The following is a 17,278-nucleotide window of genomic DNA, read 5'->3' as shown; positions in this document are numbered from 1 at the left end:
TTTTTTAATTAAATATTTATTATTCAATATTTTATGTTTGATTTCTGGTTTTATATTTTGTTAGTTATTGGCTTAAATGACATGATTATCTTTTTTGTCAATTGTGTGATCATTTTGGCAATATACAAATGAATTTGATCTGTCACTATAGGGTCAAATTCCAACAAATGTAGGATTATCCCTATGACAGTTGCTCAGGTTGCGAAAGAAAAATCATATTTAAATCGTCCTAAAGCGATTGGTATTAAAGTGCGTAAGCCAAGCTTTAATCCGAAAAATATTCGTCGACATTTTTTTGCGAATTCTCCTGTAATGTCGCATTTATTGACAGCACTTTCATCAACCTTTCCAATTGGTGAACAGTTTTTTGTGCATAGTGTACGTAATGTTCGTGACAAAATTACGGATGAGAAGTTACAGGCTCAGATTGCGGCTTTTATTGGTCAGGAAGCGATGCACTCTAAGGCACATGCAGATTTTAATGATGCATGGCGTCGTGATGATTATAATCTAGATAGCTTTCAAGCTTGGTTAGGACGTCGTGATGCATTTATTAAAAGCGTACATCCAAAATTACAATTGGCGGTAACTGCAGCTTTTGAGCATTTTACGGCATTGCTCGGTGGCTATATTTTACGTCACCCTGAAGTGTTACAAACTTTAGATGATGATGCGATTAAGCTTTGGGTTTGGCATGCGATTGAAGAAATTGAACATCGCGCTGTGGCTTTTGATGTATATCAAGCGATTTATCATGATGATAAAGTGCGCCGTTCAGTCATGCGTAATGTGACAACTGGTTTTGCAAGTTTGACATTTTATTCTGCAACACGTTTGTTTATGCAGGATTGGAAGAAAAGCTTACCAAAAGTACCTCAAAATCTTTTTGGAATGTATATGATTTCCAAGATGTTGATTTCATTGATTCCTGAATACTTGTCGTATTACAAAGCAGATTTTCACCCTGATGAAATTGATTATTCAAAAATCGTGGCATATTGGAAAGAAAAATTAGCAGATGATTATGGGATGGAGAGCTTCCAAGAAGATGTACATCCACCTTTGTATAGCTAAATAAAATTTTATAAAAACCAATGTTCAGCATTGGTTTTTTTATCTTTGAAAATGCTGATCACGTTATCGTCTTTATTTATAAAGCCCAGATTTAAGTATTTAAAATTAACTTTTATAAAACGAGCATTTACAGATTGAAAATGCTCATTGATTTAAATGACCTGTTTAGATCTCGTCATCTTCAAATTGTTTGATTTTACGCTGACGTTGCCATGGTAATGGTCGATCTAAAGCTTCGGGTACATCTCCTGAGGTTGAGCGTAAACGTAAATGGATGGCTGCTTGTGCGATTAAATTTGCAGATACAGGTGCTGTGATAAATGCAAATAGCGTAATGAGTAACTCGGCAAAACCAAAACGTCCTTGAAATGCAGCATAAATCATTGCTGCTAATAATACGCTACCTAAGCCTAAGGTACTGGATTTGGTGGGTGCATGTAAACGCATGAATAAATCGGGCAATTTAACCATGCCGATTCCACCAACCAATAAAAAAAATGCGCCAATAATCAAAAAGAACGAAACAATAACTTCCATGATCAGTTGCATATTTGTTTCCATATCGTGCTCCTAATCAATGACATGACCAATGGTAAAATAACGTGCTAAAGCGGCAGTTGAAACAAAACCAAGCATAGCGACTAATAATGCACCTTCAAATAGATTGGTACTTGCCCAATAAATACTGAGTAAAATGACTAAACAAGTTGCATTTAAGAACAAAGTATCTAAAGCCAATAGACGGTCAACAATAGAAGGTCCAATAATTAAACGATATAAACATAAGAACATTGAGATGGTCAGCGCCACTAAAAAAATTCCCAATGCATATTGCAAAATAATCATTGATCATCTCCTTGAGTGGCATTAAAAATGGCAATTAAAGGCATTTCATAACGGCTTTTGATCTCTTGAACTTCTGCTTCTGGGTCATCCGAACTGAGAGAATGAACCAAAATATCCCCTCGTTCTTGGTCAATTCCTGCGGTCACTGTACCGGGTGTTGTGGTAATGATCATTGCCAATAATGTATTCACATGCTCATGATCGGTATCCAAAGGTACACGATACCATTTAGGTTTTAGGTTTTTGGTTAGACCTAAAACTTGTTTAGCCACGCGAATATTGGAAATAATAATATCCCAGAGTACGACAAAAAATAGCTTAAATGCCAAAGCCCAATGAATATTTGGCGTACGTACAATAAAAGGTTGTATCAGCTTAGGAATGATTAAACCCAATAAGACAGCACAAAAAATATCAAAAGGATCAAAACTATGCCCCAACATGAGCCAACTTAAAGCCACCACTAAAGAAACAAAAGGATGGGGTAAACAGCGGTCAAGGAATGAAATATTTTTTTTCATTTATTGCTCCATAGGCTGTAATTTAGTGTCATCAAGCGGGGTTAACTCATGTTCCTGATGTTGAATTTGCCGTTGCTTATATTCAGAAATATGATCACCTTTTAGTGTATCTGGCGAAATAATATAAGGAATAAAATGCGCATTTGCATCTGGGTTTTCGCCACCATATTTTGTTTCAGGTAGGTAGTTTGGATCAAAAGGTTGTACGCTAATATACTCTTGGTCACGATCTGTTTTTAAAATCGTTTTTTGATATAAGTCAGCATCTTTGAGCTGTTTTGCTGTCAGTTCTAAATAATGAACAATGGGTTGAGCGCAAATCACATAGAATATCAAACCCGTTAATAACAGATAAATGGTTTTATCATTACGAGCAGGGGCTTGATGAGGTAATTTTTGATATGCAGCAAAAGCTTCTTCTTTTGGATTATCTTCAGGCGTCGTTGCACGCCAAAACAGTACAAAACCTGCACGTGTAAATGCAATAATGCTCAACAAACTGACCAATAAAACAATCACAATAATCCATATTTGATATGGAGAATCTGCTGTCGCTTGTAAAATCAGAACTTTACCTAAGAAGCCACTGAAGGGGGGTAAACCCGCCATCATCAAAGCGATGATAAAAAATGTGATTGCAACAATTTTGTCTTGTTTCATTTTAGGTGCAATTTTGAGATGGTCTTTAAATTGCCCACGTTGTGACGTAATCCAACCACACAATAAATAAAATGAGGCAGCAATGATGGTACTGTGTACCATATAATATAGACCTGCCATCCATGCAGCTTCATTGAGCAATGAAACAGCAATCAAAATAGTGCCTACAGAAGACAAAATCATAAAGCCAACAAAACGTCTTAAACGTTCTGCACCAAGCGCTGCAATTGCACCATATAGCGAAGTCACTAGTCCGATCGGTAATAGCCAATTGCTAAAAATCTGTTGTCCCCATTCATCATGAAAGACTGTTCCATTGACTCTTAAAATGGCATAAATACCCACTTTGGTCATGATGGTAAACAGTGCTGCAATCGGAGTTGCAGCAACTGCATAGGTTTTCGGTAGCCAAAACCCTACAGGCAGCATAGCTGCTTTAATACCAAAAACAACAAAGAGTAATAACCCACCTGCAACGGCTAAAGTATGTTGATCATTTTCTAAAGTCGGGATGATTCGAGCAACATCCGTCATATTTAGACTACCAACACTGCCGTAGATCATGCCTAAACCAATGAGGAAGAGTGCAGAAGCCAGTAAGTTGATGGTGACATAGTGAACACCAAGTTGAAAACGAGCTTTACCTTGCCCATGTAATAACAATACATAGGATGCCATCAGCAAAATTTCAAAAAATACGAACAGGTTAAATAAGTCACCTGTTAAAAATGCACCACAAATTCCCATTAACAACAAATGAGAAATTGCATGGAAATAACGTCCACGTGCATCCCATTCTTTACTTGCGAACCAAATTAAAGGCGTTGCAAGCGCATAAGTCAAAACCAGCATCAATGCAGATAAGCGGTCTAAAACCAGTACAATACCAAATGGAGCAGACCATTCACTGAGTTCATAAACAAAGATTTGACCTGTATTTGCTTGATATAAATAATAAATTGCTGTTGCAAAACCTAAAGTAGCCGAAGTTAAACTGATACTACGACGCCAAGGTTGTCGCCAGTCACTTGCCAGTGAACCAGAACCAGGATTACCCAATAAAATCAGCAAAAAACCTGTGAAAGCAGGAATAAGAATGCTGAAAATAGGCATATGTTGAAGCCAAAAATCAAGGAAGTTCATTATGGCGCATCCTCACGTGAGTCAAAGTTGCTCGGCTCATCTTTGGCATCCACATGATCTGTTCCTGATTCATAACGGCTACGTAAAGCAAGTTGTACAATATAGGCAGTAGTTGCAAAGCCAATCACAATCGCAGTCAATACTAAAGCTTGAGGCAATGGATCGGTAATTTTAGCCGCATTGGTTAAAATAGCAGGTGAATTGGTCTGAATACGCCCCATAGCAAATAGAAATAAATTAACCGCATAACCAATCATGGCTAGACCTAAAACGACAGGGAAAGTACGGGCACGTAGTAATAAATAAATTCCTGTTGCAACCAATAGACCAATTGCAGAGGCAAGTAAAAATTCTAAACTGATCATAAGTTACTCCTTAGGTACAGGGCCTGACATACTCGAATGTCGAGAGTCGCCAAGAACAGAAATGAGCAACATGGTTGCACCAACAACAGTAATATATACCCCTAAGTCAAAAGCTGCGGCTGAAGCGAGATGAAAGGTACCAAAAATACTGGTCTCAGCATAAATATGAGCACTCGTTAAAAATGGTCTTCCCCATAACCAAGCAGCAAGACCTGTTATTCCTGCAATGACTAAACCAGAACCAATCCAAATTTCATATAAACGACCTGATTTAGCACGTAAAAGTTGTTCCGCTTTATCTTGCCCCAAACCAATATATTGAATCACCAATGCCATTGAGGTAATTAAACCTGCAATAAAGCCGCCACCAGGTAGATTATGTCCACGTAAGAAAATATAAAGACTAACAACTAAAGCTAATGGTAGAACCCATGAAGCAGTCATACGAAACATCAATGGAGAGGGATTAAAACGGAAAGTTAAGCCTTGGGTCATGGTTGTGCCATGCGCACGCATACCATCCATAAGGCAGAGTGCCCCAATAGCTGCAATTCCTAAAACTGTAATCTCACCGAAAGTATCAAAACCACGGAAATCCACCAAGATCACATTGACAATATTAGAGCCACCGCCTAAAGGCATAGACTGCTGTGCAAAGAACCATGAAATTGAGTTATGATCACGTGTCAAAATAAGCCAAGCAATCCAACCGATACCTAAACCGCCACCTATTGCTAAAACTGCATCACGCCAACGTCGGGTACGACTAGATTCATACGGTGTAAGCTGTGGTAATAACGACAAACTCATTAATAATAAAACAGTGGTGACCACATCGACTGTGATTTGGGTTAATGCCAAATCTGGTGCGGACATGGTGACAAATACCATCGTCACCACTAAACCAACAGCACCACTGATAAGCACTGCTTTAATACGCTCATGATGGAACCAGAGCATCATCCAACAACCAGAGAATAAAACCATCCATAAGACAATTGCGATGATTGGTGCTTTGGTCAGTTCGCGTGTGCCTGTCGCTAAACCCTGATTAAACATAGGCGTTGCAACTAAAACGACACTAAAGGCGATGATCCAAAAGAGATAAGTTTGTAATGAGCCTGTTTCTGTTTTTTGTTTAATTTTACGTGCGTAGAGCAACAAATATTTAAGGAAATTTTCAAATAACACATAGCCCTGAAAAGGTCCAAGTTTTGGATCTAAATCTATGTCTCGAATACGACTGCCTTTGGCTAAAGCAAAGTAAAAAATGATACCACCCACTAAAGCAATCGCACTCATGAGCAATGGCAAGTTAAAACCATGCCAAATTGCTAAATGTACACCTTCAAATTGATGGAGTTGTGTACTGGCACGTGTGCCCATATTGACAATATTTTCAACCAGTAGCGCAGGCATTAGACCAACGGCGATACATAAAACAGCCAATAAAATTGCTGGTGCACGCATACCTATCGGTGGTTCATGGGCGTCTTTATTTGGAACATTTTTGCCTAAACCACCATCAAAAAATACACCATGAACCAAACGTGTTGAATAAGCGACAGCAAATAAGCCTGCTAAAGTGGCGATAATGGCAGCAAGGACGACATATCCACCTGATAAATTTGCCAACAGTTCAGTAAAGAACATTTCTTTAGATAAGAAACCATTGGTGAGCGGAACACCTGCCATAGAGGCAGCAGTGATCATGGTCAAAGTGCCTGTAAAGGGAAGTAATTGCCAAATTCCACTGAGCTTTCTTAAATCACGTGTTCCTGTTTCATGGTCAATAATTCCTGCAATCATAAATAATGCAGCTTTAAATGTCGCATGATTGATAATGTGGAAAATTGCAGCAGCAACAGCGAGTGGTGAGCCGATCCCTAACAAACAAACAATGAGTCCTAAATGACTAATCGTCGAGTAGGCTAATAGACCTTTTAAATCTTCTTTAAAAATGGCAAAAAATGCAGCCATACATAGCGTGAAAAGACCAACAGTCGTCACGATATTATGAAAAAGTGCTGAGCCAACAAAAATAGGCAATAGACGCGCCAGTAAGAAAATACCCGCTTTCACCATCGTGGCTGAATGCAGATAAGCAGAGACTGGCGTTGGTGCAGCCATTGCATTTGGTAACCAAAAATGAAAAGGAAACTGCGCACTTTTGGTAAATGCACCTAATAAAATGAGTAATAAAATAGGGACAAAAAGATGACTATTTTGAATCGTCTCTGACATCGTTAAGATTTGATCAATTTGATAAGTCTGTGTCACTTGACCGAGCAACACAAAACCACCCAGCATGGCTAAACCGCCCATGCCTGTAATGGTTAAAGCCATACGTGAACCACGTTGTGCCGCATCATAATTGCTCCAATATCCAACCAAGAGAAAGGAAGAAATACTGGTTAATTCCCAAAAAACTAACAAAATAATTAAGTTGTTGGAAAGAGAGATTCCAAGCATTGCTGCCATAAACAGCATCAGTAAAACATACAACTTACTTAAAGAATTTTTGGGGCTTAAATAAAAGTAAGCATAAATAAAAATGAGCGTGCCAATGCCTGTGATTAGCAACGAAAAAATTAAACCCAATGCATCTAAGCGAAAGCTTAAATCAATTCCCACTTGAGGAAGCCATTGCCATGATTCGGAAATGACTTGACCTTGAAACACTTGCGGTGCTTGTGAAAGTAACAAGCCTAAACTTGCTGAACTGATGCCAATCGCACCGAATGCAGTTGCCCCACGAGAAAACTGCTTCAGCCACGAGACAAGGGTTGTGCCTAGAATTAACGGTAGCAATATAATAATCGGTAGCACACGTGTATCCATTGTCTTGAATAGGTCGAGAACCTATGATGAATTTATCTTTCAAGCATTTGAGGACAGCAAAGAACCATCCAACGACTTAAATCTTGAAAGCCGAAAAAATCGTAAGAAAACAAGTTGTGTTGCGCAACCTGAGAAACTTAATGTAAAAATAAAGCCGAGCTTTACACTAAGAAATAAATGATATTTTATACTATTACATGAATAAAATAACATCAAACCTTTTTTTGCGCAGACGAGAATATTGTACGCCTTAGGATGATGATTAAAAGTTACAAGGCTTTTATTTCGGTTAAGTGAACGAATAAAAAACAAAAATATAACGAAATATATAAGAATAATTTAGCTGAAAAATTATGAGCCTAATCAAGTATAAAATTTGTACTTCATCATCATGTTAAGATAAAAACGTTTGTGATGAACGGTCATCATCAATATGTAACAAAGTACGAAGTTGCTGTTGTTCTTGTTCCGACATATTTTGAAACTGAGCAAAAAGTTGCTCTACCGTTGGGTTTGACTCTGTTGCGACTTCATTTGATGAAAGCTCTGTTTCTACATGTTGTAGACGTTCATAGAGTTTTGCTAAATCATTTTGATATTCATTGATTTTGATTTCCTGAATTTTTTGATTTTTTAATTCAAAACATTGGAACTGATGTGCAGATTCTAAAATAGAGCTGTGCAAACTGCTGCTAATGATTTGAATTTGTGGAAAAGCTTGATGTAAACGCAGCAAAATATTTGAAGCAGAAGTTTCATCTAAATCAACATCAATATGATCAATCAGTAAAATACCATCACCTTCTAGACAAGGATACAAACTCAAAGGATTCAGTAAACATAAACGGCGAACAAGATCGCCAACTAAGGCAATCCAATTTTTTATACTATTGGAAAGTTGCTGATAACATTGCGTTGTGCCTTGGTAAGTCACCATAAGTTGTAATTTAGGCTTATATTCAATAAAAATATCATCAAGTTCTGGTAAAACAATTTTCAAACTATTTTCAAGTGCTTGTAAACTTGGTGTCTGCAAATGACTACGTGCTTGAAATAAAGCATTTTGCAGATTTTGTGTATCATTTTGAGCTGAATTGTTGAGTGAAGTTTCATTTAAAATTTGTTGGAATAGTTGTGCAGATTGAGCATTTTCAATATCACTAATTTCTCGAAACCATTCAAAAAAACGAGCAAAAGTAGTAAATGGAATCGCTGTTAACTCATAGGCTGCTGAGGTTTGCATGACCGCAGGATTGTTTTTGCTGAGTAAATTAACTTCATTAATAAAACGTTCAGCAGGATAATAAGCAATCAGAGGTAAACCTTGTAAAGGGTCTTGTTGAATTGCTTTTGTATATAAAGCTGCAAGCTGCTCTAATTCAACCATTTCTGTACGGCTGATCCCGACACCATTGGCATTTAATGTTTTATAGAGTTGCCATGAACAGATAGATAAATCCTGTGAATGAGAGTGACTATTTTCAGCTAATGTACCGAGTTCATTGGGTATTTTAATTGCAATATCAACTTTTGCCTGTACTCGATTTTGCATAATATCTTGATCTAACATGACGACACCCGCAGTACGTAAGTCTTTAAAACGTGCTGAGAACCATGTCAGAGCTTGATACAAGTTTTTTAAAACTGCAGTTTTGCCTGAAGATTGCTGACCCACAATAATAGCAACAGGATATTGTGTTGGATTTAATTCTAGTTTTAGATCAGTAAAATGAAAAACATGACGCAAATGGATAGAGAGAATTTTCATACTATACCTGCAAAATATAAATAAAAGTTTAGAGCTTTATGCAGTGATTTGAGCTTTTAAAGGAGTTTTGATTTTTAACTGTTGAATAAGATCATAAATATGATGGATATTAAGACTTAATTTTGCACGTGTACAAGCAACGTAAAGTAGCCTTAGTTCTTCATCGCTGATTTTATGCTCTAATCCATTGATTTTAAATTGATAGTCATCTTCTATGTGTACCCGATTCCATTCTAAACCTTTGGCTTTATGTGCTGTAGAAATGACATAATCAGCTTGCTCTATTGGGGTGATTTTGGCAAGTGCTTTTTTGAGAGGTTCTGTACCATGATCATCTACAAGTTTGACTAAGGGCTTGATATCACTACCATCATTTGTTTCACAATATTCATGTACGTCATGCCATGAGTTGAACCATGCAAGCTCTGGTACATCTACAACACGTTTACCTTGTTTGAGTAGACTTGCTGCATCGACAAAACGATTTAATTTGGCATGATCGGCTTGTAAACTGACTTTATCGCCTTGTACCAAACCAGACAATAAAAGCTCCATAGCACGGGCATTGGTACGGCATAAAATTGCATCGCGCATTTTAGTATGGGGTTTATTGACCACACTTGAGCGCATTTCAGGATTACCTAATAAAGGAACAGTTTCATTTAAGGCTCCCAATAAACTATTGGCAACGTCTGCAATGGACTCACCAAAACGAAATGAAGTCGTTAAACGTGACTCAGGTAAAGGCATTTGCTGCATTGCATTGACTGCACCACGCCATGCGTAGATCTGTTGATGTGCATCGCCTACATAAATCACTTGCGTACTGCGTTGTCGTAATAAAATACCCAGCATAAGTGGATCAGCATCTTGTGCTTCATCAAACAAAACGTAATCTGCAGGAATAATAGGGCTCGACAATGCCCACAACTTTAAATAAATATCGTGCCCAATACCTGCCTGATGACTTTGATCAATAGATTCTAACCAACGACGTTCTACAGCAGGATAAAGATGTTTTTGCAAACTTTCTATATCATCAGGATGTAACCAACTCGGTGCTTGGATGTGACGAGGAGCAGGATATTGTGAGCTGGTTGAGCAAAAATAACTCACTGCATTTGCCACTAAACTGGCTAAGCGACTTGGCATGAGTGCATAGCGTTCATAACGTCCACCTATTAAACGTCGTAGCGTAATAGGTTCGAGACGATATTCTTTTGCAATAAAACTTGGACTTAAACGTGGGAGACGTAATTTATCAGTAATACCTCGTGGCACACTGCGAAAAGCCAAGGAGTGAAATGTACGACAGTCAACATTACGATGAAACTTATGTTGAGCTTCGGTTGCGATTGCTTTATTAAAAGCTAAATACATGCCACGGCGTTGTGGCATTGCATCACTGATCAATTTCAGTGTTGTTGTTTTCCCTGTGCCTGCATAGGCAATGACTTTAAATGATTGCCCCTTTTGTGCCTCTGCAATAGCAAAATTTTGTTCTGAAGTAGCTTTAAAAATATCGGACACAGTATTGAAAAGTCTTTAAAAGAGAGAAAATGAGATATGCCATCATAGCAAAAAACAACCAAGTGTGAGGTTTAAATTTTCCAATGATGGGAAATGATCTTTTTTAAATGCTGAGGTGAAGAAGAACAAAGTCTAAATATATTGATGAATAACAAATATTTGAAATTCATTTCGGATTTTTAACAAATTAACGTTTAAATGGACGTGGTTTTTTCCGACGAATATAAACAGTTTTGTGTACTTCGGCGATTCGTGAACCAGAACCATCAAAAATATTGAGAATATAATTACGATGTACAGGCGTATAATTTTCTGCCAAATTTTTGACATGTTCAATTTCACTCGGATCTAAACGAATATCAGCATAAACCGTATCTCGCCCGGGAAGTAAAAAATGAATGGTGGCAGATTTATCCCACACGATATAACGGTCACCTAAATGATGCATTAAAATCAGCATATAAAAAGGATCAACCATTGAATATAAACTACCTCCAAAATGTGTACCCACGACATTTTGATTTTTATAAGTGAGTGGCATTTTTACACGAATATGGTAGTTTTTAAGATCCAAAATTTCTATTTCAATACCTGCGCCTTTATAAGGTGAATAATGGTTAAGTAAAAATTTTGAAATTAAGGGGATTGTCTGTAGTTTCTTGATCAGGCTAATCATGGTCAATTCTAATTCACATATTTTAGATCATAATAAATAAACGATTGTGATGTGGCATTGATCGAAATGCCCAAGACCGCCATTGCGTAGTCAATGTGAAAATAAAAAGGTATTTAAATGCAAGCACAAACTCATTGGATTTCGACACAAGACCAACAAAAACTTTATGCAAAAACATGGGGTAAGCCTGAAAACCCTGCTTTAGTTTTGGTACATGGCTATCCTGATAATCAGGAAGTATGGGAGCCAATTATTGAACAATTAATAACAGATTTTTACATTGTAACCTACGATGTACGTGGCGCAGGTCAGTCTTCTGTCGCAAAACGTATTCGTGATTATGCATTACCGCGCTTATCTTTAGATTTAGAATGTGTTGTGAATGCTCTACTTGCAGATCGTAATTTTCATTTAGCTGCGCATGATTGGGGTTCAATTCAAACTTGGGAATCTGTGACTGAAGCAAAATTTAAAGGTCGTATTTTATCTTATACAACAATTTCAGGTCCATGTTTAGATCATGCTGCATTTTGGATGCGTGATCAATTTAAACATGAAAAATCTAAATTTTTTAAACAGTTATTTAAATCTTGGTATATCGTTGCATTCCAACTTCCAGTGCTTGCACCAACCGTTTGGCATTTTTTCAATCCTGAACGTTGGGGCATCGTTTTAAGCCAACTGGAAAAAACCAAAGGGCTACCACTGAATTCAAATATTTCAAAAGATGGTGAACATGGGATAGCACTATATCGTGCTAACTTTGCACCAAGATTACTTAAACCACGTCAACGTCATGCAGTATGTCCTGTGCAAGCGGTTGTCTTAAAACGCGATAAGTTTGTTAGCCCTGAATTGATTGATGAAATGCCAAAATGGGTAGAAAAATTTGAACGTGTCGAGGTAGATGCAAACCATTGGGCTGTTTTAAGTCGTCCACAAGAAATTGCTCAATATATCCGTAATTTTGCTACGAAAAATCAAAGTTAATACAACCTAAATAAGTTGAATAATATCTCGATAAAAGGGGCAGTTTTGTACAAATTCTCTGTTAAAATGCCCCTTTTTCTATTCATCTCATCTTATGATCGCAATTATTGCTGCTATTGTAGTTATGTTTGGACTATCTCTAGCTCGTGTACCTGTGGTTTTTGCTCTAATTATTGGTGCAATGACAGGCGGACTATTGGCAGGACTTGGTTTACAAGGGACTCTAGAAGCTTTTAATAATGGTTTAGGGGGTGGTGCAAAAATTGCACTGGCTTATGGTGTATTGGGTGCTTTTGCAGTTGCTTTAGCAAAATCAGGACTACCTGATTTATTAGCATACAAACTCATTAACATGTTAAAAGCTGATGCTAATGTTTCTACACAAAAAACAGTCAAGTTTGTCATTTTTTTTACGATAGTTTTGGCTGCAATTTCTTCACAAAATTTAATTCCTGTTCATATTGCCTTTATTCCTGTACTAATCCCACCTTTATTAAGCGTCTTTAATCATCTGAATTTAGACCGCCGAGCAGTGACATGTTTACTAACATTCGGTTTATGTGGAACTTATATGTTAGTTCCTGTTGGTTTTGGTGCGATTTTCCTCAATGATATTTTGGGTCAAAATATTAATACTTTTGGTAAGCCTTATGGTTTTTCAATTAGTTATGACCAAATTCCCAAAGCTATGGCGATTCCTGTACTGGGCATGTTTGTGGGTTTATTATTTGCGTTGTTCGTCAGCTATCGTAAACCACGATATTATCAAGATATTCAAGTTGAAAATAAATCCCAACAAATTTCTGATGCAGTCAAATCAGGTCAAGATGGCAAACCGCAAATTGCAACATTTACATTGATCATGGCATTTTTTGCAATCATAGCAACTTTATCCGTACAGTTATATTCAGAATCAATGATTTTGGCTGGTTTAGTAGGTGTTGCAATTTTAAGTTGTGCAGGAATTTTTAAATGGAATGAGGCAGATGATGTCATTGTTTCAGGTATGCGCATGATGGCTTTAGTTGGCTTTATCATGATTTCTGCTCAAGGTTTTGCATCTGTGATTGAGGCAACAAATCAAGTTCCTGCATTAGTACAAGCATCAGTTGAATGGATTGGTAATAGCAAAGCTTTAGCTGCCTTTTTGATGCTTTTGATTGGTTTGTTGATTACTTTAGGTATTGGGTCTTCATTCTCTACAGTGCCTATCCTTGCTATTATTTATGTACCTTTATGCATTCAGTTTGGTTTTAGTCCTATGGCAACAATTGCAATTATTGGTACAGCAGCAGCACTTGGTGATGCAGGGTCACCAGCATCAGATTCAACTTTAGGTCCAACATCAGGTTTAAATATGGATGGTCAACATGACCATATGAAAGATAGTGTTATTCCTACCTTTATTCACTTTAATATTCCATTAATGATTTTTGGTTGGATTGCTGCAATGGTATTATAAAGTTTTAAATAAAACGTTATAATGCAATAAAAATGATATTCATTATCATATTCTTGATAATCAATATAATGACCAACCAAGTTGAGATTAAAACCAACTTGGTTGATATGGATTAAATAAATATTTAAATATTTCAATATTTTAAAAATAACATTACAAAATATTTAAAAATGAGACTTGCATCAAATTTAATTGATGTGTTTAATAATTAATATAATTATTTTGGGGGATTTTTAAAAATGTTAAAACAAATTGCACTTATTTCATTAATGGGGATTTCAACACTTTCTTTTGCTGATTGGCAAGTGAAAGTAGGTGGTTCTTTAATTTCACCTACACAAGATACAACGATCGCACCTGGAGCAGTTGTAAAAGCTGATCATGAGCTTGCATTCACACCATCTGTAGAATATATCTTTGGTGAAACACCATTTTCTGCTGAATTATTGTTGGCTACTCCAATTGCGCATGATGTTTTATTAAATGATGAAAAAGTTGCTAAAATTAAACATTTGCCGCCAACAGTAACATTGAAATATAACTTGAAAAATTCTTCACCATTTACGCCATATGTAGGTGTTGGTGGTACTGCATTTGTTGCATGGGACGAGTCGGGTGTTGCAAAAGACGTTAAAGAAGACTTTGGTTTTGCAGGTCAGATTGGTGTGAACTTCAAACCTGCTGATGCAAAAAATTGGGGTGTATACTTTGATGCTCGTTATGCACAGTTAAGCCCTGAAGTTACATTAGTAGATGGAACTAAATTCGATTTAGACATCGACCCAATTGTATATACATTAGGTTATAGCTATAAATTCTAAGTTTTAGAATAAGTTATTTCACTTGAAAAACCTCAGTAATTTGCTGGGGTTTTTTATTTAAAAGTCTTTGAAAATCTGTATCAGCATAAAATACTGAAAAAAGAGCAAAAAAAGCATATAAAACGGTAATGAAATTTCTTATGCTTAAATTCTAGCGATATGGAAGAATGTTTAAAATGATCAATAAAAAATTATGTGGAATCATTTATTTAGCAAGTATTTTTTTACTATCAAATACACAAGCTGCGAGTTTTAAATGTGACGCAGCGAAAACCAAAACAGAACATGCAATATGTGAGCATCGAGTTTTAAATGATGCCGATGTCAAAATGGCAACAACTTATAATATTATCCGTAAACTGGTTCCTATGGGCACACGTGGCGTCATTCAAGATCAACAAGTTAAATGGTTGCAACTGAGAGATCAGTGCCAAGATAATGTAAAATGTCTCAGTGATGTTTATCAAATGCGTCAACAAAAGCTCGATATCTATATGGATCGTGTGTATAAGCAAGGTCCTTTTTAAAAAAAATTAGCATCTGCTATTGAAATATTCTTAAGTCACTCCATTTCTAAAGCATTCAATAAAAATGTGTTATGAATTTAAGGAGTGATTTATGAGCGAGCAAAGCGCACAAAAACATAGTTTTCAGGCAGAAGTTGCCCAACTTTTACATCTGGTGACGCATTCTCTCTATTCCAACCCTGAAATTTTCTTACGTGAACTCATCTCAAATGCCTCAGATGCATGCGATAAATTGCGTTTTGAAGGGATTAATCATCCTGAATATTATGAAAATGATCCAGATTTGCATGTTCGTGTCAGTTTGGACAAAGAAGCAAAAACCATTACCATTTCTGATAATGGTATCGGTTTAAGTCAGCAGGAAGCCATTGATAACTTAGGTACCATTGCCAAGTCAGGCACCAAAGACTTTATGTCGAAACTTTCAGGTGATCAAAAATCTGATGCGCAATTGATTGGTCAGTTTGGTGTAGGTTTCTATTCTGGCTTTATTGTTGCTGAAAAAATTACGGTGGAATCACGCCGTGCAGGTTTAGATACTGCTGAAGGTGTACGCTGGGTCAGTAGTGGTACAGGTGATTTTGAAGTTGAAGTGATCAATAAGGCTTCACGTGGAACAGATATTATTCTGCATTTACGTGATGATGCTTTGGATTATCTGGAAAGCTATAAAGTTAAACAAATCATCAATAAATATTCTGATCACATCAGCTTGCCAATCGAAATGCAAAAAGAAGTGTGGCAGGAAGAAGAAGTCGCTGAGGGTGAAGAGCCTAAAGGCGGTCAGTATGTGAAAACGGATGAATGGGAAGCGATTAACTCGGCAAGTGCTTTATGGACACGCAATAAATCTGAAATTACTGAAGAGCAATATGTTGAGTTCTATAAGAACTTAACCCATGACTTTGAAGCGCCATTGGCTTGGGCACATAACCGTGTGGAAGGCAGCACGGAATATACCCAGTTGCTTTATATTCCATCTAAAGCGGCCAGTAATATTTTTACCCGTGAAGCCAAAGCAGGCATCAAACTCTATGTTAAACGTGTGTTTATCATGGATGATGCAGACAACCTGATTCCAAACTATTTGCGTTTTGTGCAAGGTGTGGTGGACAGTGCTGATTTACCATTGAACGTGAGTCGTGAGCTGTTACAGGAAAGCCGTGATGTTAAAACCATTCGTGAAGGGAATACACGCCGTGTCCTGACCACTTTGGATGCCTTGGCAAAATCTGAAGATGAAGCAGATCAAGAGAAATTCAAAACCTTCTATGCTGAATTTGGTTCAGTGATCAAAGAAGGTTTGGGCGAAGACATGGGCAACCGTGAGCGTATTCTTAAATTATTACGTTTCTCGACCTCAAACAATGATGAAGTTTCAACTTCACTCGAAGCTTATAAAGCACGGATGAAAGAAGGGCAAAAAGCTATTTACTACGTGACTGCGGACAGTTTGGCTGCTGCGAAAAACTCACCACAACTTGAATTGTTCCGTAAAAAAGACATCGAAGTACTGCTCATGGCAGACCGTGTTGATGAATGGGCAATGGAGTTCGTACATGAGTTTGACGGCACACCAATGCAAAACGTGGCTAAAGGTGCAGTTGACTTAGGCGACTTACAGGATGCCGAAGAGAAGAAAGCGCTTGAAGCGGCTGCTGAGCAGTTTAAGCCTGTGGTTGAAAAGCTGTCTGATTCACTCAAAGCTAAAACCAAAGAAGTCCGTGTGACCACACGTTTGGTGGACTCACCTGCATGTCTGGTAACGGGTGATGGTGAACTTTCTCCGCAATTGGTGCGTATGCTTAAACAGGCAGGTCAGGCAGTTCCTGAGTCTAAACCAATTTTGGAAATCAACCCTGAACATCCTTTGGTGAAAAAGTTGGAAGGTTCTGCACAGTTTGATGATTTGGCGAATGTCATCTTCGACCAAGCTGTGATTGCCGAAGGTGGTTTACCAGATGATCCTGCGGAATATGTAAAACGTATTAACAACTTATTACTGAAATAAGTCGTAAAATGTTGGAAGAGAGCCTATCGTAGAGATAGGCTTT

General features: G+C 37.3%; 15 protein-coding genes. 6 read left to right on the top strand and 9 right to left on the bottom strand.

Going from position 1 to position 17,278, the window contains the following annotated elements; all coding sequences use genetic code 11:
* Nucleotides 1-183: 183 nt before the first annotated feature.
* Complete coding sequence (locus HX005_RS16790) at nucleotides 184-1,074, top strand: metal-dependent hydrolase (protein ID WP_107008399.1); 891 nt, start codon at nucleotides 184-186, stop codon at nucleotides 1,072-1,074.
* A 165-nt stretch (nucleotides 1,075-1,239) separates the two neighbouring features.
* Here the strand turns inward: HX005_RS16790 and HX005_RS16785 are convergent, their stop codons facing one another.
* The 9 genes from HX005_RS16785 to HX005_RS16745 all read right to left on the bottom strand — a co-directional run bounded on the left by HX005_RS16785 (nucleotide 1,240) and on the right by HX005_RS16745 (nucleotide 11,424).
* Nucleotides 1,240-1,623, bottom strand: coding sequence for a Na+/H+ antiporter subunit G (locus HX005_RS16785; protein ID WP_107008428.1), 384 nt, complete (start codon nucleotides 1,621-1,623; stop codon nucleotides 1,240-1,242).
* A 21-nt stretch (nucleotides 1,624-1,644) separates the two neighbouring features.
* Nucleotides 1,645-1,920, bottom strand: a complete 276-nt coding sequence (locus HX005_RS16780) for a monovalent cation/H+ antiporter subunit F (RefSeq protein ID WP_107008398.1) — start codon at nucleotides 1,918-1,920, stop codon at nucleotides 1,645-1,647.
* Complete coding sequence (locus HX005_RS16775) at nucleotides 1,917-2,441, bottom strand: Na+/H+ antiporter subunit E (protein WP_286378229.1); 525 nt, start codon at nucleotides 2,439-2,441, stop codon at nucleotides 1,917-1,919. The genes HX005_RS16780 and HX005_RS16775 overlap by 4 nt, the downstream gene beginning before the upstream one ends.
* Nucleotides 2,442-4,247, bottom strand: coding sequence for a monovalent cation/H+ antiporter subunit D (locus tag HX005_RS16770; RefSeq protein ID WP_286378253.1), 1,806 nt, complete (start codon nucleotides 4,245-4,247; stop codon nucleotides 2,442-2,444).
* Nucleotides 4,244-4,609, bottom strand: a complete 366-nt coding sequence (locus tag HX005_RS16765) for a Na+/H+ antiporter subunit C (RefSeq protein WP_107008395.1) — start codon at nucleotides 4,607-4,609, stop codon at nucleotides 4,244-4,246. The genes HX005_RS16770 and HX005_RS16765 overlap by 4 nt, the downstream gene beginning before the upstream one ends.
* Before the next feature lie 3 nt (nucleotides 4,610-4,612).
* Complete coding sequence (locus HX005_RS16760) at nucleotides 4,613-7,450, bottom strand: monovalent cation/H+ antiporter subunit A (protein WP_107008394.1); 2,838 nt, start codon at nucleotides 7,448-7,450, stop codon at nucleotides 4,613-4,615.
* Nucleotides 7,451-7,844: 394 nt separating this feature from the next.
* Nucleotides 7,845-9,218, bottom strand: a complete 1,374-nt coding sequence (locus HX005_RS16755) for an ATP-binding protein (RefSeq protein ID WP_286378228.1) — start codon at nucleotides 9,216-9,218, stop codon at nucleotides 7,845-7,847.
* A gap of 36 nt (nucleotides 9,219-9,254) precedes the next feature.
* Nucleotides 9,255-10,748 carry a UvrD-helicase domain-containing protein gene (locus tag HX005_RS16750; protein WP_286378227.1) on the bottom strand — a complete coding sequence of 498 codons (1,494 nt, stop codon included), beginning with the start codon at nucleotides 10,746-10,748 and terminating at the stop codon, nucleotides 9,255-9,257.
* 187 nt (nucleotides 10,749-10,935) lie between these two features.
* Nucleotides 10,936-11,424: a DUF4442 domain-containing protein gene (locus tag HX005_RS16745; protein ID WP_171405120.1), complete on the bottom strand. Its 489-nt coding sequence runs from the start codon at nucleotides 11,422-11,424 to the stop codon at nucleotides 10,936-10,938.
* Nucleotides 11,425-11,541: 117 nt separating this feature from the next.
* Between HX005_RS16745 and HX005_RS16740 the strand changes: the two genes are divergently transcribed.
* The 5 genes from HX005_RS16740 (at nucleotide 11,542) to htpG (ending at nucleotide 17,235) form a co-directional block, all read left to right on the top strand.
* Nucleotides 11,542-12,414 (top strand): alpha/beta fold hydrolase, encoded by an 873-nt coding sequence (locus HX005_RS16740; protein WP_286378226.1) that lies wholly within the window; start codon nucleotides 11,542-11,544, stop codon nucleotides 12,412-12,414.
* 94 nt (nucleotides 12,415-12,508) lie between these two features.
* Nucleotides 12,509-13,876, top strand: a complete 1,368-nt coding sequence (locus HX005_RS16735) for a Na+/H+ antiporter family protein (RefSeq protein WP_286378225.1) — start codon at nucleotides 12,509-12,511, stop codon at nucleotides 13,874-13,876.
* A gap of 239 nt (nucleotides 13,877-14,115) precedes the next feature.
* Complete coding sequence (locus HX005_RS16730; protein ID WP_286378224.1) at nucleotides 14,116-14,697, top strand: OmpW/AlkL family protein; 582 nt, start codon at nucleotides 14,116-14,118, stop codon at nucleotides 14,695-14,697.
* Between the two features lie 176 nt (nucleotides 14,698-14,873).
* Entirely contained in the window at nucleotides 14,874-15,224 is a 351-nt protein-coding gene (locus tag HX005_RS16725) for a lysozyme inhibitor LprI family protein (protein WP_286378223.1), read from the top strand.
* Between the two features lie 91 nt (nucleotides 15,225-15,315).
* Nucleotides 15,316-17,235: a molecular chaperone HtpG gene (gene htpG, locus HX005_RS16720; protein ID WP_286378222.1), complete on the top strand. Its 1,920-nt coding sequence runs from the start codon at nucleotides 15,316-15,318 to the stop codon at nucleotides 17,233-17,235.
* Nucleotides 17,236-17,278: the final 43 nt, after the last annotated feature.

It is taken from the genome of Acinetobacter sp. R933-2 (genome assembly GCF_030325485.1).
GTDB classification, from domain to species: domain Bacteria; phylum Pseudomonadota; class Gammaproteobacteria; order Pseudomonadales; family Moraxellaceae; genus Acinetobacter; species Acinetobacter sichuanensis.
This window is presented reverse-complemented; position numbering and strand designations above follow the sequence as displayed.